The following is a 15804-nucleotide window of genomic DNA, read 5'->3' as shown; positions in this document are numbered from 1 at the left end:
CTACTTCTTGGCTGCCGCGTTCGGCTTCTTTTCCGACTTTTCCACGGTCTCCGGCGCCTCGCCCCGCGTGGTGTGAACGCCGAGATAGATCAGGATCGGCGCCGCGATGAAGATCGAGGTGTAGGTGCCGACCAGCACGACGCCGAACATCATCACGGCAGTGAAGCTGTGAATTGCCTGGCCACCGAACAACAGCAGCGCGAGCAGCGCCAGCGTCACGGTGACGTGAGTGACGATGGAGCGCGACAGCGTCGAATTGATCGATTCGTTCAGGAGCTGCGGCATCGGCATCTTCTTGTAGCGCCGGAGCATTTCGCGGATACGGTCGTAGATGACGACGGTGTCGTTCAGCGAGTAGCCGAGAATGGTCAGCAGCGCCGCGATACTGGTGAGGTCGAAGTCGACCTGCGAGATCGACATGAAGCCGATGGTCAGAACGATATCGTGGACGTTGGCGATCATCGCGCCGAGCGCGAACTGCCATTCGAAACGGAACCAGAGATAGATCAGGATACCGAGAATCGCGAACATCAGGCCGAGCATGCCGTAGGCGAGCAGCTCGCCGGAGACGCGCGGTCCCACCACCTCGACGCGGCGATAGTCTACGGAGTCGCCAAGCGCTCCCCGGACCTTCTGGACCGCCTCCTGCTGCGCGGCATCGCCGCCAGGCTGCTCAGCGACTCGGATCAGGACTTCGGCCGGCCCGCCGAACTGCTGCAACTGGACTTCGCCAAGACTGAGCCCGTTCAATGTCGTGCGCATCGCGGCGATGTCAGCGGTGCCGGACTTGGCACGAACTTCCAGCAGCGTGCCGCCCTTGAAGTCGATGCCGAAATTCAGGCCATGGGTGAAGAACAGCGTGATGGCGACGATCGAGAGCAGCGCCGAGATCGGAAAGCTGATGCGACGGAAGCGCGTGAAGTCGAAATGCGTATCATCGGGCACGATGCGCAGCGACGGCAGCAGACCGAACACCGAGACGACGGTCAGCGCGGCGATCAGAATACCAAGGCCGATGAGAACGTAATGGGTCACAATAGGCCTCTCAGATCGGCACGGTTTGCGGCCGCTTCCACCGCACCCACGCCGCGACGATCAAGCGCGTCAGGGTGAAGGCGGTGAACACCGTGGTGATGATGCCGATGCCGAGCGTCACGGCGAAGCCGCGCACCGGTCCGGTGCCGATATAGAATAGCACCGCGGCAGCGATGAACGTGGTGATGTTGGAGTCGAGGATGGTCGCCAGCGCCCGCTTGAAGCCGGCGTCGATCGCCGAGATCGCGTTGCGCCCGCCGCGCAGCTCCTCACGGATGCGCTCGTAGATCAGCACGTTGGAGTCGACGGCGATGCCGACGGTCAGCACGATGCCGGCGATGCCGGGCAGCGTCAGCGTGGCGTTGAGCAGCGACAGCAGACCGAAGATCATCGCGACGTTGACCGCGACAGCTAAATTGGCGAACACGCCGAACAACCGATAGGTCAGCAGCATGAACACAATGACCAGGATCGAGCCGACATAGGCTGCGAGCTCGCCCTTCTCGATCGAGTCCTGGCCCAGGCCGGGACCGACCGTGCGCTCCTCGATCACTGTGAGCGGCGCCGGCAACGCGCCGGCGCGCATCAGGATCGCCAAATCATTGGCGGATTGCACGGTGAAATTGCCCGATATCTGGCCCTGACCACCGGTGATCGGCTCGCGGATCACGGGCGCGGAGATCACCTTGTTGTCAAGCACGATCGCGAAGGGCTGGCCGACATTCTCGCTGGTCGCCTGCGCGAATTTGCGCGCGCCGGTCGTGTTGAACTTGAAACTGACGATCGGCTCGCCGGTGCGCTGATCGAAACCCGGCTGGGCATCAGACAGTTCAGCGCCGGAGACCAGGACCTGCTTCTTCACGACGTAAGGGACAGGCGGCGGCGACGCGCTCTGCAGAAGCTCGGACTCCGGCGGCAAGCTGCCCGCCTGGGCCTGGTCCGGTGACACCGAAGTGTCGACCATCCGGAATTCCATCTTCGCGGTCTTGCCGAGCAGTTCCTTCAGGTGCGTCGGGTCCTGCAAGCCAGGCACCTGCACCAGGATGCGGTCGGTGCCCTGGCGCTGAATCACCGGCTCGACGGTGCCGAGCTCGTTGACGCGGCGCTCGACGATCTGGATCGACTGCTCGATGGTCTGACGGATGCGCTCGGTGATCGCGGCCTGCGACACCGTGAGGCGGATCAGGCCGCTGCCGGCGTCCGTAACCTCAAGGCTGCGCTGGCCGCTGGAGCCCATCAGGCCGCCGAGCGGCTGCGACAGATCGCGGAGCTTCGAGAGCGCGGTCGCCTGCTCAGTGTCCTTGGAGATGCGAACCTCGACCGCATCGTTGCGCACGTTCAGGCCGGTGTAGCCGATCTTGGCTTCACGCAGCACCCGCCGCGCATCGTCGCGGACCTGGTCCAGCTTCTCTTTCTTCACGTAATTGGAGTCGACCTCGAGCAGCAGATACGAGCCGCCTTGAAGGTCGAGGCCGAGTACGAGGCGCCGCTGCGCCCAGGTGGGCCAGCTCTTGACCTGTGCTTCCGGAAAGAAGTTCGGCACCGCGCACAGGCAGACCACCAGCGCCGTCAGAATGATCGCCAGCGCCTTCCACCGGGTGAAGTACAACATCGAGTTGATCCGTCAGATTCCAAAATGGCGTCGCGGCTATCAGCTCGCGGACGCCTCGTCCTTGGCGTCGCCCTTCGCCGGCTCACCCTTGGCGCGCACGCCGGAGATCATCTGCCGCATCTGCCGCACGCGGACGCCGTCCGAGATCTCGAATTCGATCTGGTCGTCATCGACGACCTTGGTCACCTTGCCGACGAGACCGCCCGTGGTCACCACCGTGTCGCCACGGCGGATGTTCTTCACGAGGTCGGCGTGATCGCGAACCTTCTTCTGCTGCGGGCGCAGAATGAGGAAGTACATAATGACGAAGATCAGCGCGAATGGCAGCAGCGACATCAACATACTGTTGGTGTCACCTCCGGCTCCAGCAGCCTGGGCAAACGCAGGAGTAATCAGCATTCGGACAATCCTCGGGTAAGACGGGATAAGGACCGGCATCGCCCTCCGGTCCCTGGGGCGGTATGGCGGTCCGGACAAATTCGCGCGGACTATAGCGGCCGCGGTCCCAATTGCAACGTTAACGCCCCGTCATTTAGGCGGCTTGCGGCAGGAGCGCCAGCCCGATAAGGCTGCGCCGTCAGGAACTGGAAAAATGCCGAAAAAAGCCAAGAAAACCGCCAGCCAAACACGACCCAAAGCTGCCGCCAGGACGTCGGCAAAAGCCGCGACAAAACGCCCGGCAAAGGCGCTCGACGGCCACGCCGCCGAACGGATTGCGAGCGCCCTCGAGGCCATTGCCAGCCGCCTCGCCGCCGTCTCTCCGGCCTCCGATCCCGCCGAGTCGCTCAACGCAGCCGATGCCTTTGTCTGGCACCCGGATGGACGTCTCGCCCCGGTGCCGCGCGTCAGCCGCGTCGAGATCGGCCTGCTCAAGGGCGTCGACCGGATGCGCGATATCCTGATGGAGAACACCGAGCGCTTCGCCAACGGACTCCCCGCCAACAACGCGCTGCTGTGGGGTGCGCGAGGCATGGGCAAGTCGTCGCTGGTGAAGGCTGCGCATGCCACCCTCAACCACAACCGCAAGCCGGCCGACCGCCTGAAGCTGATCGAGATCCACCGCGAGGACATCGAGAGCCTGCCGGGCCTGATGGAGCTTCTCCGTAGCTCCTCATTCCGATTCATCGTGTTCTGCGACGACCTCTCCTTCGACGGCAACGACGCCTCCTACAAGTCGCTCAAGGCGGTGCTGGAAGGCGGCATCGAGGGACGCCCGGACAACGTCATCCTCTATGCCACATCGAACCGGCGGCATCTGCTGGCGCGCGAGATGATCGAGAACGAACGCTCGACCGCAATCAATCCGGGCGAAGCGGTCGAGGAAAAGGTGTCGCTGTCGGATCGCTTCGGCCTCTGGCTCGGCTTCCATCGCTGCAGCCAGGACGAGTACCTGGCGATGGTGAAGGGCTATTGCGACCATTTCGGCATCAAGATCGCCGAAGACGAACTCGAGCGCGAGGCGCTCGAGTGGTCGACCACCCGCGGCTCGCGCTCCGGCCGCGTCGCCTGGCAGTTCACCCAGGAGCTGGCCGGACGGCTCGGCGTGCAGCTGAGCGCGTCGTAGCCGGGACGCAATTCACGCCATTTCGAGCGCGGCCTTCTGATTCGGCTCGGCATGAGTAAACTGGACTGATGCCAGCGGCCCCAAATGCAAACGCAAGACGATGCGGCGAGTGCACTGCCTGCTGCGACGGCTGGCTGAAAATCCGGATCGGCGACCACGACGTCAAGCCGGGCCATCCCTGTCCGTTCAGCGGCGCGGGCAAATGCGCGATCTATGACACGCGCCCGGTCGATCCTTGCCGAAATTTCGTTTGCGGCTGGCTCGCTCCGACGAGCCCGCTGCCGGAGTGGATGCGGCCCGACAGGTCGCATCTCATCTTTCTTCCGGCCAGCTTCACCTGGCGGACGATTCCCGTCGATGTCGCGGTCGCCGTTGGCGCGCGCCCGCGGGCAAAGGCGCGCGCGTGGCTGGAAGCCTTCAGCCGCGACGCAAGGCGCCCCCTCCTGCTGCAGGCGGACGGCGAATGGCAGGCCCATGGGCCGCCCGATTTCCTGCACGACATGGTCGAGCGCCTCGCCCGCACCGACGATCCCACGCGGTCCTAGAAGAGCGCTCGTAGCGCAAAAATCGTACAAACCAGAAACGTATTGGCATTCAAAATGCCAGCTTAGAGTTTTCATTTCGCAATGCATTTATAATTTGTCAGTGTTGCTGTCACATCTTTAGAGAGGGATATAACTAAGCAAATTCAATCATTTCATTGATTTGCGATTTTTATTCCCAACTCCCTCCTGCGACAATTTGATGCACTGCAATAGTATTATAGTACCATTTTTGTCACAAAGCTTCTTTATCTCCGTGACCCGATTTGTTTCCGTGTATTTGGCATTTGGTATACATTACCGTTTTGCTCGTTTGCGACCTTCGGCACCCCGCCGAGGTGGTTTTGGCAAACGGGGGATCATCGAATGAAGAAGGGACTGCTCACAGGAACCGCTTGCACGGCGATTTGCCTTGCGCTCACGCAACAGCCGATGCGGGCGGCAACACTCGACGACGTGATGGCACGTCTGGATGCACTCGAAAGAAACAACGCGAAACTCGCGCAGGAGAACGCAAAGCTACGGGATCGCGTGAACCACATCGCGAGCCGTCCCGCGCCGGTTGCAGCCGCCGGCTCGACGCCAAAGGGCAATCCGGTGCAGCACGCAGCCGTCGCCCCCTCCCCGGCGCCAGCCCCGGCGCCCGAGCACGCGATCGTCAGCATCGGCGGCGCTCCGATCTACAGCAAGGCGCCAGGCAGCAATGCGTTCGTCGACAACACGACCGTGACCCTGTACGGGCATGTTGACCTCTCCGGCGACGTCTTCAACGCCGGGGTCTTCGATCAAGGCACCAAGTTTGGAGTCGCGAGCAACCTCACCTATTTCGGCGTTCGCGCGCGACACAATCTCGAACCTTACGGCTTCCCGGGATGGGCTGCGATCGCGCAGTTCGAATCTCTCGTCGAAGTCGCCGCGGTCCCGACTGAGCGCGCCGCGTTCGGCACGCGCGACAGCTTCATCGGAATGGAAACCCCATGGGGCACCATCAAGGCCGGCAAGTCCGATACGCCCTACAAGAGATCGACGTCAAAGTTCGATCCATTCTCGGCGACGCTCGGCGACTACAACTCGATCATGGGCAACACCGGCGGCGATCTGCGCGCCGAGTTCGATTGGCGTGCAGCGCACGCCGTTTGGTATGAGTCGCCAGTCTGGAACGGCTTCCAGGCAACTGTGATGGTCTCGCCGGGACAGAACACCGCGAGGGACAACAGCGATTTCGCGCTCGGCGACTTCAACTGCCCCGCTACGTCCTCGCGAGGCAGCGGCAGCGGCTTCCCGCTGACGTCAGCGCCCGAAGGCTGTACAGACGGCTCCTATGGCAACCTCTACAGCGCGTCGCTGACGTACAACCAGGGCCCGTTCACGGCAATCGGGGCCTATGAGTTGCACGAAGGGACCAACCGTACCGGCGACGAGGCGGTGACACCACTGAGCAATGGTGGCGTATTGGTCGTTCCTCCAGGCGCCGTCGGCATCGCCAACGAGTGGGCCGCCAAGCTCGGTGGCGGATACCACTTCAACGACGGCATCGGCAAACTGCAGCTCTACGGCATCTATGAAATGATGCGGCGCGAACATACCGTTGCCGATTTCAACGAGCGGTCGCGTGACGGCTACTTCGTCAGCGCTACGCAGTCCGTCGGCGCCTGGGACGTCAGCGCGTCCTGGGCCCACGCCAACGCTTCACCCGGCTCGCCGGGAACCGGCGTTTTCAATACCTACACCGTCACTCCGCCGGCGGGCTCGGCCGACTTTGCGCTCAACACCGTGGACAGCAGCGCCGATCAGTATGCGGCAGGCGTCAAGTACCACTTCAGCCCCTTCGCGACCTGGTATCTCGTCGGCAGTTATCTGCGCAACGGCCCCGGCGCACACTACTGCCTGGGTGCAAGCGGCCACGGTTACGCCGTATGCGGTCGCGACGCCAACAACAACGTAGTTGCCGGCAACAACGCCAAGGCAGTTACGACCGGCATGACGTTCGACTTCTAAAGCGCGATGAGATCAGACTGAATCGCCATCGCGCTTCAGCTTGTTGTTCGAGCATGATCTCCGCGCAAACGCGTTCCGCGTTTGTCGCGAGGGAAAACCGCTTCGCACTTTTCCGGATCATGCTTTAGGCCAAAACAAAACGGGGGAGGCTTGCGCCGCCCCCGTTGTCTTTGTTGTTATGAGCTTTGGAAGTGCGACGCGTAACTTGGCTTACGCGCCGTTGAGGAATTGCAGCGGATCGACCGGCGACGAGCCCTTGCGGATCTCGAAGTGAAGCTGCGGCGAGCCCACCTCACCCGACTGGCCCGACTTGGCAATCACCTGGCCGCGCTTGATGGTGTCGCCACGCTTCACCATCAGCTCGCTCGCATGAGCGTAGGCGGTGACGTAACCGTTGGCGTGACGGATCAGCACGAGGTTGCCGTAGCCCTTCAGCTCGTTACCCGAATAGGCGACGACGCCGTCTTCGGCTGCCTTCACCGGCGTGCCCTCGGGCACCGCGACGTTGATGCCGTCATTGACCTTGCCGTTGGCCTTGGCGCCATAGGCAGTGATGACCTTGCCGCGCACCGGCCAGCGGAACGTCGGCAGCGCGCCGGTCGCTTCGCTTGACTTGGCTGCCGGCGTCTCCGCGGCGGCAGCCGGCTGTTCGACGCTCGCGGTCGGCTGGACCAGCCGCGCGCTCTGCTGCGGCAGCGCGGTTGCCACGACCTTCGGCGCAGATACCGCCGGGGCCGGCGCGGCGGCAACTGGTGCAGGAGCGACCGCAGCAACGGCCGGCGCGACAGGCGCGGCCGCAGCAGTCCTGGCGCCGGGCACCGTCAGCTTCATGCCGAGGCTGAGCCTGGCCGACTGGTCGAGGTTGTTCGCCCGAGCGAGATCGACCACGGAAATATGGTGCTGGCGCGCGATGCTGTGCAGCGTGTCACCGCGATTGACGTAGTAAATGCCGGACGGAGTTGCCGCCGTGGCGACTGGTCTGGCGGCAACCGGCGCGGCCATCGCAGGCGCGGCAGCCATCGCGCCCGCTCGCGGGATGATCAGTTGCTGGCCCGGCGACAGCGCGCGCGGTCCCTTGTAGCCGTTGGCGCGCACGATCTCGGCGGTCGAGACGTGGTAGCGCTTTGCCAGCACCTCCAGCGTGTCGCTGGTGCCGACGATGATGGTGGTGCCGTTGTGCGCAGCAGCGACCGAATGCGGGACCGTTCCGGTGGATTCGATCTGCGGACGCGCTGGAGGCGGTGCGTAGGACGCGAGCCCACGCCCTCCCCCGGAGACGCCGCTGGACACCGGGTAGGACTGTGGCGCCGACACCGGCGGCGGCAATGGCTGCGACTGGAATTGCGGGTGCTGCTGGTATTGTGCCTGCGGTCGCGCATATTGCGGCAGATCACGCGGTGGCGCTGGTACGGCACCGGTCGGCTGCGGATCGAAGGCGAATGGATTTTGCGAGTAGGAGCTTTGCGAGAAGCGCGACTGCATATCGGCGCTGCAACCGGCAAAGGCGACGGACATCAGCGCCAGCACCGCGACCTGCGGCACGCGACGCGAGCGAAGCAACTCAACTACACTCGACATGGTTACTCACTCGTACGCAACAAACGACTGATTTGAGTAAACACGTGCCGAGTAAATAACGGCTTAACCCTGCGAATAAGACGTTGGCCGCAAGCGGCAATCCGCAGTTCTACAGTTCGCGCGCAATCCCCGGCAACGCGGGCACGAAGCGCACGTCGACGAGTTCCTTGCGATCGAATCCGGTCTCGGTCCGTACCGCGCGGACCAGGGTCTGGGTGCCGTGATGCGGCCCGACCGGTGCGATCAGGACACCACCCGGCTGAAGCCGCTCCATCAGCCTGTCCGGGATCTGCTCCATCGCCGCGGTCACGATGATGCGGTCGAAATCGCCGGCGCCAGCCGGCACGTCGAAACCATCCCCGAGCAGCACCTCAACGTTGTAATAGCCGAGCTTTTCGAGCCGCTTGCGGGCGTCGTCAGCCAATGTCCGGTAGCGCTCGATGGTCAGCACCTGCTTGCACAGCCGCGAAAGGACGGCCGCCTGGTAACCGGACCCGGTGCCGATCTCGAGCACGCGGTGGTCCTTTTGAAGCTGAAGCTGCTCGGTCATGTAGGCCACGACGAAGGGCTGGCTTATGGTCTGGCCGCAGGCGATTCCGAGCGCGCTGTCGCGATAGGCATAGTTGCGGTCACGCGGCTCAACGAAGACCTCGCGCGGCACCTCTTCCATGGCCCGCAGAACCACTTGGTCGCTGATCCCGCGCCGCCGCAGGGTAAGCTGAAACATCATTTTCTCGGTCTGATCTGGGTTCTCGGCCATGCTCGTCAGCGTCCAAGGCAGCAATTTGGGACAGCAATCCGGAGTATTTCAAACAGCTTCATGCCATTGGAATTAGAAATGTCGCGTTAAGGAAAAATTTCCCGTCATTGTTGTTCCCGATCCGGAACCGCCGTCTGTTTCTGATCGACAGCGCGGCAACTGTCCACCATATGATCGGACACGGCGGGGCTTCAAAGCCCCGAGCCCGACGCGGTCGACTTGAACCCAGTCGGACGAAGCCGGCCCCTGGCCCTCCGCACGGATCGTGCAGCGTCAGGCAGGCACGGCAATTCGCCGGCGTGCGCCTGAAACGCGGCAATTCTCAAACGTTTGCGTTGCACCTTCTGATGTTATTTGCGAGCTTGGTTCTGGGACGGGCAAGGATTCCATCATGACAGCCACACGGCCGGCAGGCTGTTCAGTTTTCCTCGTGGAGGACGAGGTCATGATTCGGATGATGGTCGCCGATATGCTGGAGGAACTCGGCCATAGCGTCGCGGCCGAAGCCGGCGAAATCGGCGAGGCGGTCAAACTCGCGCAATCGACCGAATTCGACCTCGCCATCCTCGACGTCAACGTCAACGGCAAGGTGATCACCCCCGTCGCCGAGCTGATCAACGCGCGCAACCGCCCCTTCATTTTCGCGACCGGCTATGGCTCGTCAGGCCTGCCCCCGGAATATCGCGACCGCCCGGCGCTGCAGAAACCGTTCCAGCTCGAAACGCTGGCCCAGGTGATCTCCAGCGCAATGAGGGGCGCGCCGGTTTAGCGGCGCCGGCCCGGCTACAAGATCATTTCAGCGTCGTCGTCAGCGTTTCCGAGAACGCTTCATCGGTGCGGTCGAGCCGCAACGGCGTCACAGAGACATAGCGCGCGGCAAGGGCTGCGAGGTCGGTGCCCTCCGCCGGCGTATCCATCATCGCGGCGCGCTCGAACCCGATCCAGAAATACGGATTGCCGCGGCCGTCGTGACGGCGATCGATCTTGAGGAAGCCGAGATTGCGCTTGCCCTGCCGGGTGACGCGGATGCCCTTGACCTCGTCGGGCATGCAGGACGGGAAGTTGACATTGACGACGGTGTTCTTCGGAATGCCGGCATCGAGCACCTTGCGCACGATCTCCGGCCCGAACTTCACCGCGGTCTCCCATAGCGGCTTGTCGCGCGTCTCGAGGCTGAATTCCTGCGACAGCGCAAACGACGGCAAGCCGAGAATGGTGCCCTCCAGCGCGCCGGCAATGGTCCCGGAATAGACCACGTCCTCGGCGACGTTGCGGCCCTTGTTGACACCGCTGAGCACGAGATCGGGCAGCTTGTCGCCGAGAACGTAACGCGCCCCCATGATGACGCAGTCGGTCGGCGTGCCGCGCACGGCGAAATGCCGCGGGCCGACCTCGCGCAGGCGCAGCGGATCGTTCAATGACAGCGAATGCGAGACGCCGGACTGATCGAGCTCGGGCGCGACGATCCAGACATCGTCGGACAAGGCCCGTGCGATCTGCTCGACGACCTTGAGGCCGGGCGCATTGATGCCGTCATCGTTGGTGCAGAGAATTCGCATCCGTCAAAGTGCCTTTTGTTCTGATTCCACGCGGTTTTCTTCGCGTTGCGAGCCGTCTTAACCGGCTAGAGGCGCGGAGGCAAACCCGGCAAAGTCCCCTTCCAGCCCGTCAGCCTGGCGCGCCAGGGACGGACGAATCTGGCGCTGCCGGCGATCTTGCGGTCGAACACCGGCCAGGCCGGCTTGGGCCGCTCAAAATCCGTGGGTCGAAGCTCCAGCGTTATCCGTCGCTTGGAAGCAGGCTGCGGCACCTCCGGGGCGGCCTGCATCACCCTCGGTGCTTCGGGTAGTGCAGCCTGAGGTTTTGGCGCTTCGGGCTTTGGCGCTTCAGGCTTCGGCGGCTCAGCCTTTGCAGGTTCAATCTTTGCAGGTTCAGCCTTGAGAGATTCGGCCTTCGGAGGTTCGACCTTGGCAGGTTCGGATCTCGGAGGTTCAGGTTGGGGCTCGACCACGGACAGGTCGATCGGCTGTGCGGCCGGCACAACCACGGCCGACCTCGCCTTCAGCCGGGCCAGTAGTTCCTCGAGCGTCGGCCCCGAGGGCAATTCGGCCCGAGGACGCGTCGCAGTAGGCTCTGCCGGAGGCGGCGATGACTCTGGTGCGGACGGCAGCGGGATGCCGGCGGGCGCGGTATGCGCGAACCGGGCGCGCGCGATTTCGACTGCCTTGTCGAAGTCCGGCCGGTTGATCCAGGCCTTGCCCTGCATCGCCTCGATCACGCCCGCTTCCCACAGGCGCGCGACCTCGATGTCGTAGTAGCCCATCTGCTTCTGATTGATCAGCTGCAGCCCGTGACCGGTGACGGCCCATTGTCGACCAAGCCAGTGGATGTCACGGTGGAGTGGCATCACACTGGCCCCGCCTTACATGCCGTGCTCGATGACCTTGCGCCCGCCCATATAGGGCTGCAGCACATCGGGCACCGCGATTGAGCCATCCTGCTGCTGATAGGTCTCCATAACCGCGATCAGCGCGCGGCCGACCGCCGTACCGGAGCCGTTCAGCGTGTGCACGAAACGCGGCTTGCCGTCGGGACCGCGAGAGCGCGCATCCATGCGGCGGGCCTGGAAGTCGCCGCACACCGAGCAGCTCGAGATCTCGCGATAGGCGCCGCCGTCGCCCTGCCCCGGCATCCACACCTCGATGTCGTAGGTCTTCTGGGCGGAGAAACCCATGTCGCCGGCGCACAGCGTCATCACGCGGTAGTGCAGGTCGAGGCGGCGCAGCACCTCCTCGGCGCATGCCAGCATGCGTTCGAGCTCGTCCTTGCTCGCGTCAGGCGTCGTGATCGAGACCAGCTCGACCTTGGTGAACTGGTGCTGCCGGATCATGCCGCGGGTGTCGCGGCCGGCCGCACCGGCCTCAGCGCGAAAGCACGGCGTCAGCGCAGTGAGCCGCATCGGCAGCTCTTTCTCGTCAAGGATGGATTCGCGCGCGAGGTTGGTCAGCGAGACTTCGGCGGTCGGAATGAGGCCGAGGCGCGCACTGCGCAGATCGGCGTTGGGTTGCGCGAACAATTCGCCGCTGACTGCCCAGAACTGATCGTCCTCGAACTTCGGCAACTGCCCGGTGCCGAACATCACGGCGTCACGCACCAGGAGCGGCGGATTGATCTCGGTGTAGCCATGCTCGCCGGTGTGCAGATCGAGCATGAACTGTCCGATCGCGCGCTCGAGCCTGGCGAGGCCCTTCTTCAGCACAACGAAGCGTGCGCCGGACAGCTTCGCCGCCGCCTCGAAATCCATGTCGCCAAGTGCCGTGCCGAGATCGTCGTGGAGCTTGGGCGCGAAGCCGTAGTCGCGCTTCTTGCCGAACACATGGTGCTGGACATTGCCGTGCTCGTCGGTGCCGTCAGGCACCTCGTCGAGCGGCAAATTCGGAATCGCGGCCAGCTCCCTGGTCAGCTCCTCGTCGGCCATCTTCGCGGCCGCCTCGAGCTCGGGCATCGTGGTCTTGAGCTCCGCGACCTCGGCCATCAGCTTAGCCGCGCGCGCCTCCTCCTTCGCCTTCTTGGCGTCACCGATCTCCTTCGACGCCGCGTTGCGCCGCGCCTGGGCCTGCTCGGACGCCAGGATGGCCGCACGGCGCTTCTCGTCGATCGCGAGCAGCGACGGCGACAACGGCCCGAGACCGCGGCGCTTCAGGCCGGCGTCGAAGGCAGTCGGGTTGTCGCGGATCGCTTTGATGTCATGCATGTCTCAGTCCTGGCGGGCTACGCGTAGGTAAACTACGGTTATGTAGCTCCCACTACCATGACCGTCATCGTCAGCGAAAGCGGGTGATCCAGTATTCCAGAGACGTCGACGTGTCACCGAGAAGGCCGCAGCGTGCTGGATACCCCGCTTTCGCGGGGTATGACACCGGATGTGTGGGCTAAATCACCCTACTCGGCCGGATTGGACTCCGGCGGGGCCCCCGACGACGAGGACGAGGCGCTCGCTGCCGCCTTCTTCTCCACCATCCGCACGGCGATGATAGCGCCCTCGTAGAGCAGCAGCAACGGGACCGCGAGCGAGGACTGGCTCAGCACGTCGGGCGGCGTCAGCACGGCCGCGATGATGAAGGCGACGACGATGAAATAGCGTCGCTTTTCCTTCAGCATCTTCGAGGTGACGATGCCGACCCGTCCCAGAAGCGTGAGGATCACCGGAAGCTGGAAGGCGATGCCGAAGGCAAAGATCAATGACATCATCAGCGAGAGATATTCGCCGACTTTCGGCAGCAGCTGGATCTGCGCCGTCTCCGTGCCCGCCGCCTGCTGCATGCCCAGCGAGAAACGGGTCAGCATCGGGAAAACCACGAAATAGACCATCATCGCGCCAAGCACGAAAAAGACCGGCGTCGCGATCAGATAGGGCAAGAAGGCATTGCGCTCGTGTTTGTACAACCCGGGCGCGACGAACTTGTAGATTTGCGTCGCCACGATCGGAAATGAAATGAAGCCGGCTCCGAACAGCGCGAGCTTGAGCTGCGTGAGGAAGTATTCGAGCAGCGCCGTGTAGATGAACTTCGAATTGTCCGGTCCAGCGACCCAGATGAACGGCCACACCAGGACGTTGAATATCTGCTTGGCGAAGAAGAAGCAGACGATGAATGCCAGACCGAAGCCGAGGAGCGCCTTGATCAGGCGCGATCGCAGCTCGATCAGGTGATCCATCAAGGGGGCCTTGCTGGCCTCGATGTCTTCGGCGCTCATGACGCTCTCGCGTCCTTCAGCGTATCAGGTTGCGCCGGCGTGACGTCCTGCGGTGCCGGTCGCGGCTGCGTCTCCTGGGTGATCGCAAGCGGCTCACTGGTCGCGGCATGGGTTTCGGCCTCGACGAAGGTCTCCGGCGTCGGCTCGGCCGGCGTTGTCGGGGTCACCGGAACGTCGCTTGCGACGGGCGCATCGATCGCGGAGGCCACCTGCGCATCCACGGGCTTGTCGATCTGCAGGGCGTCGGTGACGTCCTTCTGCAGCGAGGTCATGATGTTGCCGCTGGTGAGCCCGGTCGCGGCTTCCCTCACCTCGTCGAAGCTCTTCTTGAGGTCGGCCATTTCGGCCTCGCGCATGGCTTCCTGGAACTGGCCCTGGAATTCGGCGGCCATTCTGCGGGCCTTGCCCATCCATTGCCCGACCATGCGCAGCACGCCCGGCAATTCCTTCGGGCCGATGGCGATCAGCGCGACGACCGCGATGACGACCAGTTCACTCCACCCGATATCGAACATGAATTCTTCCGCCTAAGCGCGCCGCGATCGCCGCATCCGCCCTAACAGGATTTGAGGCCGGCGGCGCCTTGTCTCAACCGGCGTCCATAGCGCGTTCGAGCGACGGCGTCACCGCCTCGCGCAAATAAAAACGTCGAAATATCCGTCAGTACGAGGCCCTTAGACGGCCTTGCTGCCAACATCCGAGCGCGCGGCGGACGGCGTCGCATTGTGATCGATCGCCTTGGTGGACTCGGGCTTCTCGGCAACCTTGTCGTCGTCCTGCATGCCCTTCTTGAAGGCCTTGATGCCCTGGGCGACGTCACCCATCAGATCCGAAATCTTGCCGCGTCCGAACAGCAGCAGGACCACTGCGATCACGACGATCCAGTGCCAAATGCTAAGCGAACCCATCCTGCAACCCTCCAGAAATGGCCGGCGAACCAGCCTGAACTTTGCCGGAAGGTAGGCCCGCGGGGTGTCAAAAACAAGGACCTCAGCCGCGGCAAATCGCTGTCGCGGCTACGTAATATTGCTAGCCTTAACCGGGAATATTTCGGGCTATTCGCCCTTGTCCTCGGCGCCGTCGTCGCCCTCTTCGCTGATGCGAGATTCCGGCTCATCGGCATCAGGCGCGGCTGCTTCCGGTTCAGAGGCGATCTCGGCTTCGACCTCGGTTGCGGTCTCGGCTGCTGCCTCGACCTCGACGCTTGCTGCGGTCTCGGCCTTCTGTTCCTCGGCGTCCGGCTCGACGGCGGGCGCCAGCAACAGTTCCAGCGTGTCGCCGGGCTCGAGCGGCTCCTCGTCTTCACGCAACGTCGCATCATCAGATGGCGACGGAACGCTGAAGCCAGTCGGCAGGCGGGAGTCGAGCAGACCCGTACCCTTGAGCTCTTCGAGCCCCGGCAGGTCGCCCAGTGCTTCCAGGCTGAACTGCGACAGGAAACCGTCCGTGGTTCCAAACGTCAGCGGACGACCCGGCGTTTTGCGGCGGCCACGCGGACGAATCCACCCGGTCTCCAGCAGCACGTCGATGGTTCCCTTCGACGTGACCACGCCGCGGACATCCTCGATCTCGGCACGCGTCACCGGCTGGTGATAGGCGATGATCGCAAGCACCTCGATCGCGGCGCGCGACAGCTTGCGCGTCTCGGTGCTCTCCCGCGTCATCAGCCACGACAGATCGCCGGCGGTGCGGAACGTCCACTTGTTGGCGACGCGAACCAGATTGACACCACGCGGGGCGTATTCCGCCTGCAACTGCGCGAGCGCCGCCTTGATGTCGACGCCGTCGGGCATCCGCTTTGCCAGTGTCGCCTGATCGACCGGCTCGGCCGAAGCGAACAGCAACGCTTCCAGGAGCCGCAATTCTTCGGGACGCGCGATCGGATCCACAGGAGCAACCTCCTCCTCGACCTCTTCTATGCGCCGTTCTGCCAGGCTTGCCATGGCATGCTCTCCTTCTT

Annotated in this window: 15 protein-coding genes and 1 pseudogene; 4 read left to right on the top strand and 12 right to left on the bottom strand. The window is 63.6% G+C overall.

Annotation, left to right across the window (positions count from 1 at the left end; all coding sequences use genetic code 11):
* The 3 genes from secF to yajC are packed head-to-tail and all read right to left on the bottom strand — an operon-like array spanning position 1 to position 3046.
* On the bottom strand, positions 1–1035 hold the full coding sequence (gene secF, locus AS156_RS15595) for a protein translocase subunit SecF (RefSeq protein WP_066505632.1): 1035 nt from the start codon (positions 1033–1035) through the stop codon (positions 1–3).
* Positions 1036–1045: 10 nt separating this feature from the next.
* A complete protein-coding gene (secD, locus tag AS156_RS15590; RefSeq protein WP_066505629.1) occupies positions 1046–2647 on the bottom strand; it encodes a protein translocase subunit SecD in 1602 nt (533 codons plus the stop codon).
* 39 nt (positions 2648–2686) lie between these two features.
* Positions 2687–3046 carry a preprotein translocase subunit YajC gene (yajC, locus tag AS156_RS15585; RefSeq protein ID WP_066505628.1) on the bottom strand — a complete coding sequence of 120 codons (360 nt, stop codon included), beginning with the start codon at positions 3044–3046 and terminating at the stop codon, positions 2687–2689.
* A 193-nt stretch (positions 3047–3239) separates the two neighbouring features.
* Here yajC and AS156_RS15580 point away from each other — a divergent pair, with 193 nt between their 5' ends.
* From AS156_RS15580 to AS156_RS15570, 3 genes are all read left to right on the top strand, one after another.
* Complete coding sequence (locus tag AS156_RS15580; RefSeq protein ID WP_066505625.1) at positions 3240–4211, top strand: ATP-binding protein; 972 nt, start codon at positions 3240–3242, stop codon at positions 4209–4211.
* Between the two features lie 68 nt (positions 4212–4279).
* Positions 4280–4756: a hypothetical protein gene (locus AS156_RS15575; RefSeq protein ID WP_066505623.1), complete on the top strand. Its 477-nt coding sequence runs from the start codon at positions 4280–4282 to the stop codon at positions 4754–4756.
* Between the two features lie 363 nt (positions 4757–5119).
* Positions 5120–6751, top strand: a complete 1632-nt coding sequence (locus tag AS156_RS15570; RefSeq protein ID WP_066505622.1) for a porin — start codon at positions 5120–5122, stop codon at positions 6749–6751.
* A gap of 210 nt (positions 6752–6961) precedes the next feature.
* Here the strand turns inward: AS156_RS15570 and AS156_RS15565 are convergent, their stop codons facing one another.
* Together AS156_RS15565 and AS156_RS15560 are read right to left on the bottom strand one after the other, a co-directional pair.
* Positions 6962–8329, bottom strand: a complete 1368-nt coding sequence (locus AS156_RS15565; RefSeq protein WP_066505617.1) for a M23 family metallopeptidase — start codon at positions 8327–8329, stop codon at positions 6962–6964.
* Positions 8330–8438: 109 nt separating this feature from the next.
* Positions 8439–9089: a protein-L-isoaspartate(D-aspartate) O-methyltransferase gene (locus AS156_RS15560; RefSeq protein WP_283807922.1), complete on the bottom strand. Its 651-nt coding sequence runs from the start codon at positions 9087–9089 to the stop codon at positions 8439–8441.
* 391 nt (positions 9090–9480) lie between these two features.
* On the opposite strand from AS156_RS15560, the gene AS156_RS15555 reads away from it, so the two are divergent.
* Entirely contained in the window at positions 9481–9858 is a 378-nt protein-coding gene (locus tag AS156_RS15555) for a response regulator (RefSeq protein ID WP_082747522.1), read from the top strand.
* Between the two features lie 22 nt (positions 9859–9880).
* Here the strand turns inward: AS156_RS15555 and surE are convergent, their stop codons facing one another.
* From surE to scpB, 7 genes and pseudogenes are all read right to left on the bottom strand, one after another.
* Positions 9881–10648: a 5'/3'-nucleotidase SurE gene (gene surE, locus AS156_RS15550; protein WP_066505614.1), complete on the bottom strand. Its 768-nt coding sequence runs from the start codon at positions 10646–10648 to the stop codon at positions 9881–9883.
* 65 nt (positions 10649–10713) lie between these two features.
* Entirely contained in the window at positions 10714–11496 is a 783-nt protein-coding gene (locus tag AS156_RS15545; protein ID WP_066505611.1) for a hypothetical protein, read from the bottom strand.
* Between the two features lie 15 nt (positions 11497–11511).
* Positions 11512–12843, bottom strand: coding sequence for a serine--tRNA ligase (gene serS, locus AS156_RS15540; RefSeq protein WP_066505609.1), 1332 nt, complete (start codon positions 12841–12843; stop codon positions 11512–11514).
* Positions 12844–13031: 188 nt separating this feature from the next.
* On the bottom strand, positions 13032–13844 hold the full coding sequence (gene tatC / locus AS156_RS15535; protein ID WP_066505604.1) for a twin-arginine translocase subunit TatC: 813 nt from the start codon (positions 13842–13844) through the stop codon (positions 13032–13034).
* Entirely contained in the window at positions 13841–14359 is a 519-nt protein-coding gene (gene tatB, locus AS156_RS15530; protein WP_066505603.1) for a Sec-independent protein translocase protein TatB, read from the bottom strand. The genes tatC and tatB overlap by 4 nt, the downstream gene beginning before the upstream one ends.
* Before the next feature lie 159 nt (positions 14360–14518).
* Positions 14519–14752: a twin-arginine translocase TatA/TatE family subunit gene (locus AS156_RS15525; protein WP_066505601.1), complete on the bottom strand. Its 234-nt coding sequence runs from the start codon at positions 14750–14752 to the stop codon at positions 14519–14521.
* 272 nt (positions 14753–15024) lie between these two features.
* Positions 15025–15787, bottom strand: a pseudogene (gene scpB, locus AS156_RS15520) (SMC-Scp complex subunit ScpB); the annotation flags it as partial.
* Positions 15788–15804: the final 17 nt, after the last annotated feature.

Source organism: Bradyrhizobium macuxiense, assembly GCF_001542415.1.
Classification (GTDB): Bacteria; Pseudomonadota; Alphaproteobacteria; order Rhizobiales; family Xanthobacteraceae; genus Bradyrhizobium; species Bradyrhizobium macuxiense.
The sequence above is the reverse complement of the archived record's forward strand: the minus strand, read 5'-3'. Positions and strand labels throughout refer to the sequence as shown.